Here is a 15,910-nt window from a genome sequence, read left to right as displayed (position 1 = left end):
AACAGTATCAGGGCCGCGTTAACCGAAAAGAACAGCCCCGCTGCAGTAGCAGCGGGGCTGTTCTTCAGTTCAACAAGAATTACTTGATGATCTTGGTAACGCGTCCTGAACCAACGGTGCGGCCGCCTTCGCGGATTGCGAAGCCGAGGCCCTCTTCCATTGCGATCGGCTGGATGAGCGCAACGGTCATCTCAGTGTTGTCGCCGGGCATAACCATTTCCGTGCCCTCGGGCAGGGTGATAACGCCGGTTACGTCCGTGGTACGGAAGTAGAACTGCGGGCGGTAGTTGGAGTAGAACGGGTTGTGACGTCCGCCTTCGTCCTTGGAGAGGATGTAGACGTTAGCCTCGAAGTCGGTGTGCGGGGTGATGGAACCCGGCTTGACGACAACCTGGCCACGCTCGACATCGTCGCGCTTCAGACCGCGGAGCAGGAGGCCACAGTTCTCGCCGGCCCATGCTTCGTCGAGCTGCTTGTGGAACATCTCGATACCGGTAACCGTGGTCTTCTGGACCGGGCGGATGCCGACGATCTCGACCTCGGAGTTGATAGCGAGGGTTCCACGCTCGGCGCGGCCCGTAACAACGGTGCCACGGCCGGTGATGGTGAAGACGTCCTCGATCGGCATCAGGAAGGGCTTGTCGCGGTCGCGGATGGGGTCCGGAACGGACTCGTCCACAGCAGCCATCAGGTCCTCAACGGACTTGACCCACTCGGGGTCGCCTTCCAGGGCCTTGAGGCCTGAAACGCGGACAACCGGTGCTTCGTCGCCATCGAAGCCCTGCGAGCTGAGGAGCTCACGAACTTCCATTTCAACGAGGTCCAGCAGTTCCTCATCGTCAACCATGTCAGCCTTGTTCAGGGCGACCAGCAGGTAGGGAACACCAACCTGGCGGGCGAGCAGAACGTGCTCGCGGGTCTGAGCCATGGGGCCATCGGTAGCAGCAACCACGAGGATTGCGCCGTCCATCTGGGCAGCACCGGTGATCATGTTCTTGATGTAGTCAGCGTGACCGGGAGCGTCTACGTGTGCGTAGTGGCGCTTCTCGGTCTGGTACTCCACGTGGGAGATGTTGATGGTAATACCGCGCTGACGCTCTTCGGGAGCAGAGTCGATCGACGCGAAGTCGCGCTTCTCGTTGAGATCCGGGTACTTGTCGTACAGCACCTTGGAAATGGCGGCCGTCAACGTCGTCTTACCGTGGTCAACGTGACCAATGGTGCCGATGTTAACGTGCGGCTTAGTCCGCTCGAACTTTGCCTTTGCCACAGGTTCCTCCTAGAACGTTTTCAAATGACGTACCCTTCAGCCGCGCTTGTCGCGGCGGAAACTCAGGTAAGTCTACTTGGGGGGCTTTGGATTGGTGAAATTGCAGATTCAGGAACTAATACTAGTGCCTTGAGCCTGTTCGTGCAGATGGCCGGGACCCGGCTTGACCGGATGAATCCGACCGGCCCGGCCACCTGCACCGGCTGCGCTGACCGCTTCCGGCAGGCGCACCCGAGGTTGTTCGCTTAGAAAAGTCCCAGGGGACTATTCGCCGCGGCTCTTCTGGATGATCTCGTCGGCAACAGCCTTCGGGACCTCGGCGTAGCTGTTGAACGTCATGGAGTACACAGCACGGCCCTGGGTCTTGGAGCGCAGGTCACCGATGTAGCCGAACATGCCGGACAGCGGGACGTGCGCACGGATGACCTTGACGCCCTGTGCATCTTCCATGGACTGCATCTGGCCACGGCGGGAGTTGAGGTCACCAATAACTTCACCCATGTATTCCTCAGGGGTGCGGACCTCGACATCCATCAGCGGTTCGAGCAGGACAGGGTTCGCCTTGCGTGCAGCTTCCTTGAAAGCCATACGGCCGGCGATCTTGAACGCCATTTCCGAGGAGTCGACATCGTGGTAGGCGCCGTCAATCAGCGTTGCCTTGATGCCAACAACCGGGTAGCCGGCCAGGACGCCGTCGTTCAGCGCATCCTGGATACCAGCGTCAACCGACGGGATGTACTCGCGGGGAACGCGGCCACCGGTGACCTTGTTCTCGAACTCGTACAGCTCGCCCTCGGCAGTGTCCAGCGGCTCGATCGCAATCTGGATCTTTGCGAACTGGCCCGAACCACCGGTCTGCTTCTTGTGCGTGTAGTCGTGACGCTCCACAGCACGCTTGATGGTTTCGCGGTAGGCGACCTGCGGCTTGCCCACGTTGGCTTCGACCTTGAACTCGCGGCGCATGCGGTCCACCAGGATGTCCAGGTGGAGCTCGCCCATGCCGGCGATGATGGTCTGGCCGGTGTCTTCGTTGAGGGACACCTGGAAGGTGGGGTCCTCAGCGGAGAGCTTCTGGATGGCCGTGGAGAGCTTCTCCTGGTCACCCTTGGTGTTCGGCTCGATGGCAACCGAGATCACAGGCTCCGGGAAGCTCATGGACTCGAGGACGATCTGGTTCGCGGAGTCACACAGGGTGTCGCCCGTGGTGGTGTCCTTCAGGCCAATGGCTGCGTAGATGTGGCCGGCGGTAGCGCCCTCAACGGGCATTTCCTTGTTGGCGTGCATCTGGAACAGCTTGCCGATGCGCTCTTTCTTGCCCTTGGTGGAGTTAACCACCTGCGCGCCTGCTTCCACGTGACCGGAGTACACGCGGATGAAGGTCAGCTGGCCGAAGAACGGGTGGGCCGCAATCTTGAACGCGAGAGCGGAGAACGGCTCTTCGGAGGAAGGCTTGCGGGTCAGTTCCTTCTCTTCGTCGCGAGGATCGTGGCCGATCATCGGGGGGACGTCGAGCGGGTTCGGCAGGTAGTCCACGACTGCATCGAGCATGGGCTGGACGCCACGGTTCTTGAATGCGGAACCGCAGAAGATCGGGTACAGCTCGGAGTTGATCGTCATCTTGCGGATGCCGGCCTTGAGCTCATCGATCGAGATCTCTTCGCCCTCAAGGTACTTCTCCATGAGTTCTTCGGAGGACTCGGCGACGGTCTCAACGAGGTTCGCGCGGTACTCGTCAGCCTTTGCCTGGAGGTCGGCCGGGATCTCGCGGATTTCGTACTTGGCACCCATGGTCACGTCGCCCTTGGCATCGCCGGGCCACACGAGGGCGCGCATGTAGAGCAGGTCCACAACGCCGATGAAGTCGTTCTCTGCACCGATCGGCAGCTGCATGACCAGCGGCTTGGCGCCGAGGCGGCTGATGATGGTGTCTACGGTGAAGTAGAAGTCGGCACCGAGCTTGTCCATCTTGTTGACGAAGCAGATGCGGGGAACGTTGTACTTGTCAGCCTGGCGCCAAACGGTCTCAGACTGGGGCTCAACGCCTTCCTTGCCATCGAAGACGGCAACGGCACCGTCGAGGACGCGCAGGGAGCGCTCAACCTCTACGGTGAAGTCAACGTGGCCGGGGGTGTCGATGATGTTGATCTGGTTGTTTTCCCAGAAGCAGGTCACGGCGGCAGACGTGATGGTGATGCCGCGTTCCTTTTCCTGTTCCATCCAGTCAGTGGTCGAAGCGCCGTCGTGCGTTTCGCCGATCTTGTGGTTCACACCCGTGTAGAACAGGATGCGCTCGGTGGTGGTGGTCTTGCCGGCATCAATGTGGGCCATGATGCCGATGTTGCGGACCTTACTAAGGTCGGTAAGCACGTCCTGTGCCACGGGGTCTCCTTTTGGGATTGACTACGCGTTCGCCGCCGGCTCGGTTGAGCCGGCGGCGCCCGGGAGTATTACCAGCGGTAGTGTGCGAAGGCCTTGTTGGACTCGGCCATCTTGTGGGTGTCTTCGCGACGCTTCACAGCGGCACCGAGACCGTTGGATGCATCCAGGATTTCGTTCTGGAGGCGCTCGGTCATCGTCTTTTCGCGGCGGGCCTTGGAGTAGCCAACCAGCCAACGCAGGGCGAGGGCGGTGGAGCGGCCCGGCTTGACCTCGACCGGAACCTGGTAGGTTGCGCCACCAACACGGCGGGAGCGGACCTCGAGGGAAGGCTTGACGTTGTCCATGGCCTTCTTGAGGGCTGCTACGGGGTCGCCGCCGGACTTGGCACGGGCGCCTTCGAGGGCACCGTAGACGATGCGCTCTGCAGTGGACTTCTTGCCGTCAACGAGCACCTTGTTGATGAGCTGGGTGACCAGCGGGGAGCCGTAAACGGGATCTAGTACGAGCGGCCGCTTGGGGGCCGGACCCTTGCGAGGCATATTACTTCTTCTCCATCTTTGCGCCGTAGCGGCTGCGTGCCTGCTTACGGTTCTTGACACCCTGGGTATCGAGGGCACCACGGACGATCTTGTAGCGGACACCCGGAAGGTCCTTCACACGACCACCGCGAACGAGCACAATGGAGTGCTCCTGCAGGTTGTGGCCAACACCGGGGATGTAGGCGGTAACTTCCACGCCGCCGTTGAGGCGCACACGTGCCACCTTACGCAGAGCCGAGTTCGGCTTCTTCGGGGTCGTGGTGTAGACGCGGGTGCAGACACCGCGGCGCATGGGGCTGCCCTTAAGCGCGGGAGCCTTGGTCTTTGAGACCTTAGGCGTGCGGCCCTTGCGGACCAGCTGGTTAATCGTAGGCACTCTCGTGTTCTCCGTTTTATCCGGAGTGGCCGCTTCCGGCCACTCTCCTTTGCGTTGCCCCGCCGCCCGGGCCTTGAAGAAGTTCTCCATGGCGGCGAAGGCGAAGCCTTAATAGTCGGATCGCATCCATAGGAACTGACTTACGTCTTCAATGGCCCCTAGGCATGCAAAAATGTGGCATACGTTGCACAAGAACCCTGCAAACCGGAAACGTCGCTCTGGTTCAGCCTTTCAGCTGGTACCGGCGCACTCATCCACTGCCACAATAACAATTGGTAACAAGTCTAGCATGGACGGCCCGTACCCCTTAATCAGGGCCATGCCGCCCCAACGGGAAGGCCCCGTCCCCACGGTGCGGGGACGGGGCCTTCCATCAATGAGCGGGACTGCCGCTTTAGCGGAAGTCGTTGCCCAGGTCGTAGTCATCCAGCGGGATGGCGTGGAACTCGGGAGCTCCATCCCCGCCCAGGGTGTCGTACGAGAAGTCACTGAAGGCGCTGGGGCCGGTGAACAGGTTGGCCTTTGCTTCCTCAGTGGGCTCCACGGTGACCTCGGTGTAGCGCGGGAGGCCCGTGCCGGCCGGGATCAGCTTACCGATGATGACGTTCTCCTTGAGGCCCAGCAGCGGATCGCTCTTTCCTTCCATGGCCGCCTGCGTCAGGACGCGGGTGGTCTCCTGGAAGGAAGCTGCGGACAGCCAGGACTCGGTGGCCAGCGACGCCTTGGTGATGCCCATGAGCTCAGGACGTCCGGATGCCGGAGTCTTGCCCTCGGACACAACGCGGCGGTTGGCATCTTCGAAGCGGCTGCGCTCGGCGAGCTCGCCGGGCAGCAGGTCCGACTCGCCGGACTCGATGACCGTGACGCGGCGCAGCATCTGGCGGACGATAACCTCGACGTGCTTGTCGTGGATACCGATGCCCTGGCTGCGGTACACGCCCTGGACCTCGTCCACCAGGAACTTCTGTGCCGCACGCGGACCCATGATGCGCAGGACCTGCTTGGGATCCACCGGTCCGTTGATCAGCTTCTGGCCGACGGTGACGTGGTCGCCATCCTCGATCAGCAGGCGTGAACGGCGCAGGACCGGGTAGGCGATCTCTTCGGTTCCGTCATCGGGGGTGATGACCAGGCGCATCTGGCGCTCGGACTCTTCGATGGTGATGCGGCCGGCTGCTTCGGCAATCGGTGCAACACCCTTCGGAGTACGGGCTTCGAAGAGCTCCTGGATACGGGGCAGACCCTGGGTGATGTCGTCGCCGCCGCTGGCGGAGACTGCACCACCGGTGTGGAACGTACGCATGGTCAGCTGGGTACCGGGCTCACCGATGGACTGTGCGGCGATGATGCCCACGGCCTCGCCGATGTCCACGGTCTTGCCGGTTGCCAGTGAACGGCCGTAGCACAGGGCACAGGTTCCGACGCTGGACTCACAGGTGAGTACGGAGCGGACCTTGACCTCGGTGATGCCTGCCTTGAACAGCTCGTCGATGACCACGTCGCCGCAGTCGGTGCCGGCGGCCGCAAGGACCTTGCCCTCGGAATCCACGACGTCGACGGCGAGGGTACGTGCGTAGGCACTGTTCTCGACGTTCTCGTCCAGGACCAGCTCGCCGTTGGAATCGGCGACGGCGATGGGCGTGACCAGGCCACGCTCGGTGCCGCAGTCCTCTTCGCGGACGATGACGTCCTGGGACACGTCCACAAGGCGACGGGTCAGGTAACCCGAGTTTGCGGTACGCAGAGCGGTGTCAGCCAGGCCCTTACGGGCACCGTGCGTGGCGATGAAGTACTCCAGCACCGACAGGCCCTCGCGGTAGGAGGACTTGATGGGGCGCGGGATGATTTCACCCTTAGGGTTGGCCACCAGGCCACGGATACCCGCGATCTGGCGGACCTGCATCCAGTTACCACGTGCACCGGAGGACACCATGCGGTTGATGGTGTTCATCGGTGACAGGCTGTCGCGCATTGCCTGGGCGATCTCGTTGGTTGCCTTGTTCCAGATTTCGATCAGTTCCTGGCGACGCTCGTCGTCGTCAATCAGGCCCTTGTCGTACTGGCCCTGGATCTTGGCGGCGCGTTCCTCGTAACCGGCGAGGATCGCAGGCTTTGCGGCCGGAACCTCGATGTCCGAGATGGCGACGGTAACGCCCGAGCGGGTGGCCCAGTAGAAACCGGCATCCTTGAGGTTGTCCAGCGTTGCCGCGGTGACGACCTTCGGGTAGCGCTCGGCGAGGTCGTTGACGATGCGGGACAGTTCGCCCTTGTCGGCAACAGCCTCGACCCACGGGTAGTCCTCGGGCAGCGTCTCGTTGAAGAGAACCTGGCCCAGGGAGGTCTGGACGAGTGCCGGCTGACCCGGCTCCCAGCCCTCCGGAGCTTCCCAGCCTGCGTACGGCACGAAGCCTTCGAGGCGGATCTTGACCTGCGAGTTAAGGTGCAGCTCGCGGGCGTCGAACGCCATGATGGCCTCTGCGACCGAGCCGAAGATGCGGCCTTCACCGGCCGAACCCTTCCGCTTGGTGGTCAGGTGGTAGAGGCCGATGATCATATCCTGCGACGGCAGGGTGACCGGGCGTCCGTCAGAGGGCTTCAGGATGTTGTTGGAGGACAGCATCAGGATGCGGGCTTCAGCCTGGGCTTCGGGGCTCAGCGGCAGGTGGACTGCCATCTGGTCGCCGTCGAAGTCGGCGTTGAAGGCGCCACAAACCAGCGGGTGGAGCTGGATTGCCTTGCCTTCAACAAGCTGCGGCTCGAAGGCCTGGATGCCGAGGCGGTGCAGGGTAGGTGCACGGTTGAGCAGCACCGGGTGTTCGGTGATGATCTCTTCCAGCACGTCCCAGACCTGCGGGCGGTAACGCTCAACCATTCGCTTGGCCGACTTGATGTTCTGGGCGTGGTTGAGGTCAACCAGGCGCTTCATCACGAACGGCTTGAAGAGCTCCAGCGCCATCTGCTTGGGCAGGCCGCACTGGTGCAGCTTCAGCTGCGGGCCGACGACGATGACCGAACGGCCCGAGTAGTCGACGCGCTTGCCCAGGAGGTTCTGGCGGAAACGGCCCTGCTTGCCCTTGAGCATGTCGCTCAGGGACTTCAGCGGACGGTTGCCCGGGCCGGTGACCGGACGGCCGCGGCGGCCGTTGTCGAAGAGGCTGTCAACAGCTTCCTGAAGCATGCGCTTCTCGTTGTTGACGATGATCTCCGGAGCACCCAGGTCAAGCAGGCGCTTGAGGCGGTTGTTGCGGTTGATCACGCGGCGGTACAGGTCGTTGAGGTCGGAGGTCGCGAAGCGGCCACCGTCCAGCTGGACCATGGGGCGCAGTTCCGGCGGGATCACCGGAACGGCGTCGAGGACCATGCCAAGCGGGCTGTTGTTGGTGGTCAGGAACGCGTTGACCACCTTCAGGCGCTTCAGGGCGCGGGTCTTGCGCTGGCCCTTGCCGTTGGCGATGATGTCGCGCAGCAGGTCAGATTCAGCCTGCATGTCGAAGCTCTCAAGGCGCTTCTTGATGGCTTCGGCACCCATGGAGCCTTCGAAGTACATGCCGTAGCGGTCGCGCAGCTCGCGGTACAGGCCTTCGTCACCCTCGAGGTCAGCGACCTTCAGGTTCTTGAAGCGGTCCCAGACCTGCTCGAGGCGCTCGATGTCGGCGTCGGCACGCTTGCGCACGTTGGCCATCTGGCGGTCGGCGGAGTCGCGGGCCTTCTTCTTGTCGGCAGCCTTCGCGCCTTCGCCTTCGAGGCGGGCGATTTCGCCTTCGAGGTCGCGGGCGATCGCCGCGATGTCGGAGTCGCGGTTGTCGATGAGCTGCTTCTTCTCGATGTCGTGCTCAACCTGCAGGTTGGGCAGTTCCTCGTGGCGGGCGGCTTCATCAACGCTGGTGATCATGTAGGCAGCGAAGTAGATGACCTTTTCGAGGTCCTTCGGCGCCAGGTCAAGGAGGTAGCCCAGGCGTGAGGGAACACCCTTGAAGTACCAGATGTGCGTGACCGGGGCGGCCAGCTCGATGTGGCCCATGCGTTCGCGGCGGACCTTTGCGCGGGTGACTTCAACGCCACACCGCTCACAGATGATGCCCTTGAAGCGCACGCGCTTGTACTTACCGCAGTAGCATTCCCAGTCCCGGGAGGGGCCGAAGATCTTCTCGCAGAAGAGGCCGTCCTTCTCGGGCTTGAGCGTGCGGTAGTTGATGGTTTCCGGCTTCTTAACCTCGCCGTAAGACCAGCCGCGGATGTCTTCCGCGGTGGCGAGGCCGATCTGCATGAGGCCGAAGGAGGATTCGCTGGACATATGGTCCCTGTTCTCTCTTGTTCTCTAAATTCTGAAGTCTTGGGTTACGGAAAGAGGGAGGTGAGGTACCGGAAAGGCAGCGCGGGTGGCGCGCTGCTTTCCCGGTACGCCCGCCTGCTAAACCTCTTCTACGGAACTGGGCTCTGCACGGGACAGATCGATACCCAGTTCCTCCGCAGCCGTGAAGACTGCGTCATCAGAGTCACGCATTTCAATTGTGGTTCCGTCCGTGGAGAGGACTTCCACGTTCAGGCACAGCGACTGCATTTCCTTGATCAAGACCTTGAAGGACTCGGGAACACCCGGCTCGGGGATGTTCTCGCCCTTGACGATGGCTTCGTAGACCTTCACGCGACCATGGATGTCGTCAGACTTGATCGTGAGAAGCTCCTGGAGCGTGTAGGCGGCGCCGTAAGCTTCGAGCGCCCACACTTCCATTTCACCGAAGCGCTGGCCACCGAACTGTGCCTTACCACCCAGCGGCTGCTGCGTGATCATGGAGTACGGGCCGGTGGAGCGCGCGTGGATCTTGTCGTCCACCAGGTGGTGGAGCTTCAGGATGTACATGTAGCCGACCGAGATCGGATCCGGGAACGGCTCGCCGGAGCGGCCGTCGAACAGGCGGGTCTTGCCGGAGGAGTTGATCAGGCGTTCGCCGTCACGCGTCACGTTGGTGGAGTCCAGCAGGCCCGTGATTTCCTCTTCGCGGGCGCCGTCGAACACCGGCGTTGCAACAGTGGTCTGGCCACTCTCGCGCGGCAGGTTCGGCAGCTGCTTGACCCACTCGGGCTCGCCTTCGATCTTCCAACCGGTCTTGGCAACCCAGCCGAGGTGCGTTTCGAGCACCTGGCCGACGTTCATACGGCCCGGAACACCCAGCGGGTTCAGGACGATATCAACGGGGGTGCCGTCGGCAAGGAAGGGCATGTCCTCAACGGGGAGGATCTTGGAGATGACACCCTTGTTGCCGTGGCGGCCGGCGAGCTTGTCGCCGTCGGTGATCTTGCGCTTGGCAGCGACATAGACGCGGACCAGCTGGTTCACGCCCGGGGGCAGCTCGTCGTCGTTGTCGCGGTCGAAGACGCGAACGCCGATGACGGTGCCGGACTCGCCGTGGGGAACCTTCAGGGAGGTGTCGCGGACTTCGCGCGACTTCTCACCAAAGATGGCGCGCAGCAGGCGCTCTTCCGGGGTCAGTTCGGTTTCACCCTTCGGGGTGACCTTTCCGACCAGGATGTCCCCTGCTTCAACCTCGGCACCGATGTGGATGATGCCGCGCTCGTCCAGGCCCGCCAGGACTTCCTCGGACACGTTGGGGATGTCACGGGTGATTTCCTCGGCACCAAGCTTGGTGTCGCGGGCATCGATCTCGTGCTCCTCGATGTGGATGGAGGAAAGGACGTCCTCGGCAACAATGCGCTGCGAGAGGATGATGGCGTCCTCGAAGTTATGGCCTTCCCATGACATGAATGCCACGAGCAGGTTCTTGCCGAGGGCGAGCTCGCCCTGGTCCGTTGCCGGGCCGTCGGCGATGATGCCGCCAACTTCCAGGCGCTGGCCTTCGTTCACCAGGACACGGTGGTTGTAGCAGTTGCCCTGGTTGGAGCGGGCGAACTTGTTGATGCGGTAGTTGGTCTCGGTGCCGTCGTCGTTGAGCATGATGACGAGCTCGGCGGAAACCTCGGTGACCACGCCGGCCTTCTTCGCGATGACAACGTCACCGGCGTCGACGGCTGCGGCGCGCTCCATGCCGGTGCCCACGAAGGGGGCCTCGGAACGGACCAGCGGCACGGCCTGGCGCTGCATGTTGGCACCCATGAGTGCACGGTTGGCATCGTCATGCTCGAGGAACGGGATCAGGGCGGTAGCCACGGACACCATCTGGCGCGGGGAAACGTCCATGAACTCGACGTCGGCGGCGGGAACGAGGACAGGCTCGCCTCCACCACCGCGGGCACGGACCAGGACGGTGTCTTCGGCGAACTTCTTGTTCTCGTCCAGCGGCGCGTTGGCCTGGGCGATCAGCACCTCGGCCTCGTCGTCGGCGGTCAGGTACTGGACGTCGTCGGAAACGACGCCGTCCTTGACCAGGCGGTACGGGGTCTCGATGAAGCCGAACGGGTTGATGCGTCCGTAGGAAGCCAGCGAACCGATCAGGCCAATGTTCGGGCCTTCAGGAGTTTCGATGGGGCACATACGTCCGTAGTGGGACGGGTGCACGTCACGGACTTCCATGCCGGCACGGTCACGGGACAGACCGCCGGGGCCAAGCGCGGACAGGCGGCGCTTGTGGGTCAGGCCCGAGAGCGGGTTGTTCTGGTCCATGAACTGCGAGAGCTGGGAGGTTCCGAAGAACTCCTTGATCGCGGCGACCACGGGGCGGATGTTGATCAGGGTCTGCGGCGTGATGGCCTCGACGTCCTGGGTGGTCATACGCTCGCGGACCACGCGCTCCATGCGGGACAGGCCGGTGCGGACCTGGTTCTCGATGAGCTCGCCGACGGCGCGGATGCGGCGGTTGCCGAAGTGGTCGATGTCGTCGATTTCGACGCGCAGGTCCACTTCCTGGCCGTCACGGGTGCCCTTGATGGTCTTCTCGCCGGCGTGCAGCGCGACGAGGAACTTGATCATGGCAACGATGTCTTCAACGTGCAGGACCGAAGCTTCCTTGTCGCCAAGGGAGCGGTCGATGCCAAGCTTGCGGTTGATCTTGTAGCGGCCAACCTTGGCCAGATCGTAGCGCTTGGAGTTGAAGTACAGGTTGTCCAGCAGGGACTGGGCAGCCTCGACGGTGGGCGGCTCGCCCGGTCGCAGCTTCCGGTAGATGTCCAGCAACGCGTCTTCGCGGGTTTCGGTGGCGTCCTTCTCCAGGGTTGCCCGCATGGAGTCGTACTGGCCGAACTCTTCGAGGATCTGGCCTTCGGTCCAGCCGAGGGCCTTCAGCAGGACCGTGACGGACTGCTTGCGCTTGCGGTCGAGGCGGACGCCGACCTGGTCGCGCTTGTCGATTTCGAGCTCGAACCAGGCGCCGCGGGACGGGATGATCTTCGCGGTGAAGATGTCCTTGTCGCTGGTCTTGTCGGCGGCGCGCTCGAAGTAGGCGCCCGGGGAACGGACCAGCTGGGAGACGACGACACGCTCGGTGCCGTTGACGACGAAGGTGCCCTTCTCGGTCATCAGCGGGAAGTCACCCATGAACACGGTCTGCTGCTTGATTTCGCCCGTGTTGTTGTTCATGAACTCGGCCTTGACGTACAGCGGAGCCGAGTACGTAGCGTCCCGGTCCTTGCACTCGGCCATGGTGTACTTGGGGTCAGCGAACTCCGGATCGGAGAAGCTCAGGGACATGGTGCCCTGGAAGTCCTCGATCGGGGAGATCTCTTCGAAGATGTCCGACAGGCCGGACGTGGTGGCGACGCTGAGATCGTTTTCTTCGACAGCCTTTGCCACGCGTGCCTGCCAGCGCTCATTTCCGACCAGCCAGTCGAAGCTGTCCGTCTGGAGGGCAAGCAGATTCGGAACGTCAAGAGGTTCGTGAATCTTTGCGAATGAGAGCCGGCGAGTGGCACCATCAGTGCTGTCGGCGGTGTTAGCGGTTTCGTTATTAGAGGTGCTCGAGGCGACCAAGAGGGATCCTTCCACAGACCTTCAGGCGTTTTCAGATCTCCCCCGCTGTGCACCCTGCGGAATGCTCCGCAGTGCTACCATCCGGTTCCGCTATATGACCCGGGGCCGGTGCTGACCATGCTGTGACGTTGTTGACGGCACGTTGATTGTCAGCTGCCAGGCAAAGCCCACCGCTATATGAAGGCTGAAGGTAAACAGGGAAGACGCAAATATCTACGATACGGCAAAATAACCTACATGTCTACCCCACATCCGGCGGGATTGCAAGCACCGGATTTCCGCCCGACTCCCTGGCGACGTTGAAGAGGCTTCCTGAACAGGCTTCCCAAGGCGCCGCCCGCGTTCCGGAATGCAACTTGCTTTGCGGAATGCACCTGGCGGGACAGGCGTTTGAATAGTTAGGTGACCAGGGTCACGGTACCCTTGGTGGCCTACACCGAAAACGGACCGGAAGAGATAACCATGGGCAACTCTCCTGACAACACTGACGTTGTCATACTCGCAGCAGCGCGCACACCGCAGGGCCGGCTCAACGGGCAGCTTGCAAGCTTCACCGCGGTGGAGCTCGGCGCCCGCGCCATCAAGGCTGCCCTGGAAGCCAGTGGCGTGGACGCCGCTGACGTGGACGCCGTCATCATGGGACAGGTGCTGCAGGCGGGCGCCGGCCAGAACCCCGCCCGGCAAAGCTCCATCGGCGCCGGCATCGGCTGGGACGTCCCTGCCGTGACCGTCAACAAGGTGTGCCTGTCCGGGCTCACCGCGGTGATTGACGCCGCCCGCCTGATCCGGGCCGGGGAGGCGGACGTTGTGGTGGCCGGCGGCCAGGAATCCATGACCCGCGCCCCGCACCTGCTGCCCGGTTCCAGGCAGGGGTGGACGTACGGCTCGATCCAGGCATTGGACGCCGCCGCCCACGATGGCCTCACCGACGCCTTCGACGGCCAGTCCATGGGCCTCTCCACCGAGACCCGCAACCTGGCACTGGGGATCGACCGGACCTCCCAGGACAACGTCGCTGCGCAGTCCCACCAGCGTGCCGCGCTGGCTGCCAAGAATGGAACGTTCGACGACGAGATCGTCCCGGTCAGCGTGAAGCAGCGCAAGGGGGACCCCATCGTCGTGTCCACTGACGAGGGGGTTCGGCCCAACACGTCTGTGGATTCCCTTGCCGGCCTGCGCGCCGCCTTTGTCACGGACGGGACCATCACCGCCGGCAACTCATCTCCCCTGTCCGACGGGGCCGCCGCCCTGGTGCTGGCCTCCCGCGGCTATGCGGAGAAACACGGCCTTGAGTACCTCGCTGTCGTTGGGAAGCCCGGGCAGGTGGCAGGACCGGACAACTCACTGCACTCCCAGCCCTCCAACGCCATCCGGAACGCGCTGGCACGGGCGGGATGGACCACTGCTGACCTCGACTTCATCGAAATCAACGAAGCCTTCGGATCGGTGGCGGTGCAGTCGCTCAAGGACCTGGACTACCCGCTTGAGAAGTGCAATATCCACGGCGGGGCCATTGCGCTGGGCCACCCCATCGGGGCCTCCGGCGCGCGCCTGGCCGTGCATGCCGCACATGAACTCAAGCGCCGCGGAACAGGCAAGGCGGCGGTGTCCCTGTGCGGCGGCGGCGGGCAGGGCGAAGCGCTCCTGCTGTACCGCGACTGATGGCGGACGAAGTTGTGAAAGACGCGGACGGCGTCGGACATGGACGCTTCCTGGCCGACGCCGCCGCCCGCGGCCTGCAGGTGGACATCGTCGAAAGGCCCGCCGCCAAAAGCCTCGAGGAAGCGGCGGCGATCCTGGGAATCACGCCGGCGGACATCGTGAAGTCGCTGGTGGTCAAGCACAAGGACGGCTCGTTCCTGTTTGCGCTGATTCCCGGCGACCGGCAGATCTCGTGGCCGAAGCTGCGGACCCTGGTGGGCGTCAACAAGCTGTCGCTGCCGCCCGCGGACGCGGCCCTGGATGCAACCGGCTATGAACGCGGCACCATCACGCCGCTGGGCAGCACCAAGAGCTGGCCGGTCTATGCGGACTCCACCGTTACCGGACGCAGGATCTCGATGGGCGCAGGCGCCCACGGCTACAGCGCCTTCGTGGATGCGGACGCCCTGACCGCAGCACTGGGTGCCGTCGTCGCGGACATCAGCGACCCGGCCTGACCGCGGCTGGGAACGCAAAAGCCCCGCCCACATGACGTGGACGGGGCTTTTCGCGGAAAAGGCGTTGTTACTTGAGGGTAACGGTGGCGCCTGCAGCCTCGAGCTGCTCCTTGGCCTTCTCGGCAGCTTCCTTGGTAGCACCTTCGAGGACAGCCTTGGGAGCGCTGTCAACCAGGTCCTTTGCTTCCTTGAGGCCCAGGGAAGTGATGGCGCGAACTTCCTTGATCACTGCGATCTTCTTGTCGCCGGCTGCTTCGAGGACGACGTCGAAGTCGGTCTTCTCTTCAACCTCTTCAGCAGCTGCGCCACCGGCGGGGCCGGCAACTGCAACAGCAGCAGCGGTAACTTCGAAGGTCTCTTCGAAGAGCTTGACGAACTCGGAGAGCTCGATGATGGTCAGTTCCTTGAAAGCTTCAATGAGCTCTTCGTTGCTGAGCTTCGCCATGGTAGGCGTCCTTCCTGTTGTGGTGTTCAGCGGCGCGGGGCCGGGCATCACACCGGAGTCTGGTGGGGTGAAGAGACTTAGTTCTCTTCAGCTGCGGGAGCGTCAGCCGGGGCTTCAGCTTCTGCGGCAGGTGCTTCTTCAGCGGCAGGCGCCTCGGCAGCTGCCGGTGCACCGTTCTCTTCTTCAAGCTTGAGGCGCAGTGCGTCAATGATGCGTGCAGCGGCGGCGGCAGGGGCCTTGAGGACGCCTGCAACCTTGGCGAGCTGCAGCTCACGGGACTCGAGTGCTGCCAGTGCGGCAACCTCGCTGGCGTTCAGAGCCTTGCCCTCGAAGTAGCCGGTCTTGATGACAAGCTGCTTGTTGGTCTTGGCAAAATCCGTCAGGCTCTTGGCAGCGGCAACTGCGTCACCCTTGATGAACGCGATTGCAGTGGGGCCGGAGAGCTGGTCGTTGAATGCTTCAACGCCGGCTTCCTTGGCTGCAATGGCGGTCAGGGTGTTCTTGACGACCGCGAACTTGGTGTCCTGGCCGAGAGAAACACGCAGCTGCTTGAGCTGTGCAACGGTGAGCCCGCGGTATTCGGTCAGGACAGCGGCGTTCGATTCCTTGAAATCGTTAGTGATCTCAGCTACTGCTGAAACCTTGGTAGGCGTTGCCATAACCCTCCTTCCGGGGATAGTGCCGGTATTCGACGGTCCCCGCTCAAGGTGAGCTAAAACTAAAAAACGCCCCGCGCAGATGCACGGGGCTTGGCTCAACACGGATATCCCATGGAGCTGCTGCTTCGTTCACCTGCGCCGGCCGCCCTACGTTGAGGGTCC

10 protein-coding genes are annotated in these 15,910 nt (G+C 62.9%); 2 read left to right on the top strand and 8 right to left on the bottom strand.

The window, feature by feature from the left end; genetic code table 11:
* Window positions 1-79 precede the first annotated feature (79 nt).
* The 6 genes from tuf to rpoB form a co-directional block, all read right to left on the bottom strand.
* Entirely contained in the window at window positions 80-1,270 is a 1,191-nt protein-coding gene (gene tuf, locus GK109_RS15775; RefSeq protein ID WP_104998637.1) for an elongation factor Tu, read from the bottom strand.
* Window positions 1,271-1,534: 264 nt separating this feature from the next.
* Entirely contained in the window at window positions 1,535-3,649 is a 2,115-nt protein-coding gene (gene fusA, locus GK109_RS15770; RefSeq protein WP_321214080.1) for an elongation factor G, read from the bottom strand.
* Window positions 3,650-3,717: 68 nt separating this feature from the next.
* Window positions 3,718-4,188 carry a 30S ribosomal protein S7 gene (gene rpsG / locus GK109_RS15765; RefSeq protein WP_026531948.1) on the bottom strand — a complete coding sequence of 157 codons (471 nt, stop codon included), beginning with the start codon at window positions 4,186-4,188 and terminating at the stop codon, window positions 3,718-3,720.
* Between the two features lies 1 nt (window position 4,189).
* Window positions 4,190-4,564 (bottom strand): 30S ribosomal protein S12, encoded by a 375-nt coding sequence (rpsL, locus tag GK109_RS15760; protein WP_009358312.1) that lies wholly within the window; start codon window positions 4,562-4,564, stop codon window positions 4,190-4,192.
* A 394-nt stretch (window positions 4,565-4,958) separates the two neighbouring features.
* Window positions 4,959-8,858 carry a DNA-directed RNA polymerase subunit beta' gene (locus GK109_RS15755; protein ID WP_157241603.1) on the bottom strand — a complete coding sequence of 1,300 codons (3,900 nt, stop codon included), beginning with the start codon at window positions 8,856-8,858 and terminating at the stop codon, window positions 4,959-4,961.
* 117 nt (window positions 8,859-8,975) lie between these two features.
* Complete coding sequence (gene rpoB / locus GK109_RS15750) at window positions 8,976-12,485, bottom strand: DNA-directed RNA polymerase subunit beta (RefSeq protein WP_157241602.1); 3,510 nt, start codon at window positions 12,483-12,485, stop codon at window positions 8,976-8,978.
* A gap of 462 nt (window positions 12,486-12,947) precedes the next feature.
* Between rpoB and GK109_RS15745 the strand changes: the two genes are divergently transcribed.
* Entirely contained in the window at window positions 12,948-14,147 is a 1,200-nt protein-coding gene (locus tag GK109_RS15745) for an acetyl-CoA C-acetyltransferase (protein ID WP_157243022.1), read from the top strand.
* Window positions 14,147-14,644, top strand: a complete 498-nt coding sequence (locus GK109_RS15740; protein WP_157241601.1) for an aminoacyl-tRNA deacylase — start codon at window positions 14,147-14,149, stop codon at window positions 14,642-14,644. Before GK109_RS15745 ends, GK109_RS15740 begins: the two co-directional genes overlap by 1 nt.
* 67 nt (window positions 14,645-14,711) lie before the next feature.
* Here the strand turns inward: GK109_RS15740 and rplL are convergent, their stop codons facing one another.
* Together rplL and rplJ are read right to left on the bottom strand one after the other, a co-directional pair.
* Window positions 14,712-15,089 carry a 50S ribosomal protein L7/L12 gene (rplL, locus tag GK109_RS15735; protein WP_013601842.1) on the bottom strand — a complete coding sequence of 126 codons (378 nt, stop codon included), beginning with the start codon at window positions 15,087-15,089 and terminating at the stop codon, window positions 14,712-14,714.
* Window positions 15,090-15,166: 77 nt separating this feature from the next.
* Window positions 15,167-15,748 (bottom strand): 50S ribosomal protein L10, encoded by a 582-nt coding sequence (gene rplJ / locus GK109_RS15730; protein WP_104998642.1) that lies wholly within the window; start codon window positions 15,746-15,748, stop codon window positions 15,167-15,169.
* Window positions 15,749-15,910: the final 162 nt, after the last annotated feature.

Source organism: Pseudarthrobacter sp. GA104, from assembly GCF_009741265.1.
Classification (GTDB): Bacteria; Actinomycetota; Actinomycetes; order Actinomycetales; family Micrococcaceae; genus Arthrobacter.
The sequence above is the reverse complement of the archived record's forward strand: the minus strand, read 5'-3'. Positions and strand labels throughout refer to the sequence as shown.

Bases quoted from the DNA above. Each gene is read 5' to 3' on its own strand.
- rpsG (WP_026531948.1), bottom strand. From the start codon at position 4,188: ATGCCTCGCAAGGGTCCGGCCCCCAAGCGGCCGCTCGTACTAGATCCC.
- GK109_RS15755 (WP_157241603.1), bottom strand. From the start codon at position 8,858: ATGTCCAGCGAATCCTCCTTCGGCCTCATGCAGATCGGCCTCGCCACC.
- GK109_RS15745 (WP_157243022.1), top strand. From the start codon at position 12,948: ATGGGCAACTCTCCTGACAACACTGACGTTGTCATACTCGCAGCAGCG.
- GK109_RS15740 (WP_157241601.1), top strand. From the start codon at position 14,147: ATGGCGGACGAAGTTGTGAAAGACGCGGACGGCGTCGGACATGGACGC.
- rplL (WP_013601842.1), bottom strand. From the start codon at position 15,089: ATGGCGAAGCTCAGCAACGAAGAGCTCATTGAAGCTTTCAAGGAACTG.
- rplJ (WP_104998642.1), bottom strand. From the start codon at position 15,748: ATGGCAACGCCTACCAAGGTTTCAGCAGTAGCTGAGATCACTAACGAT.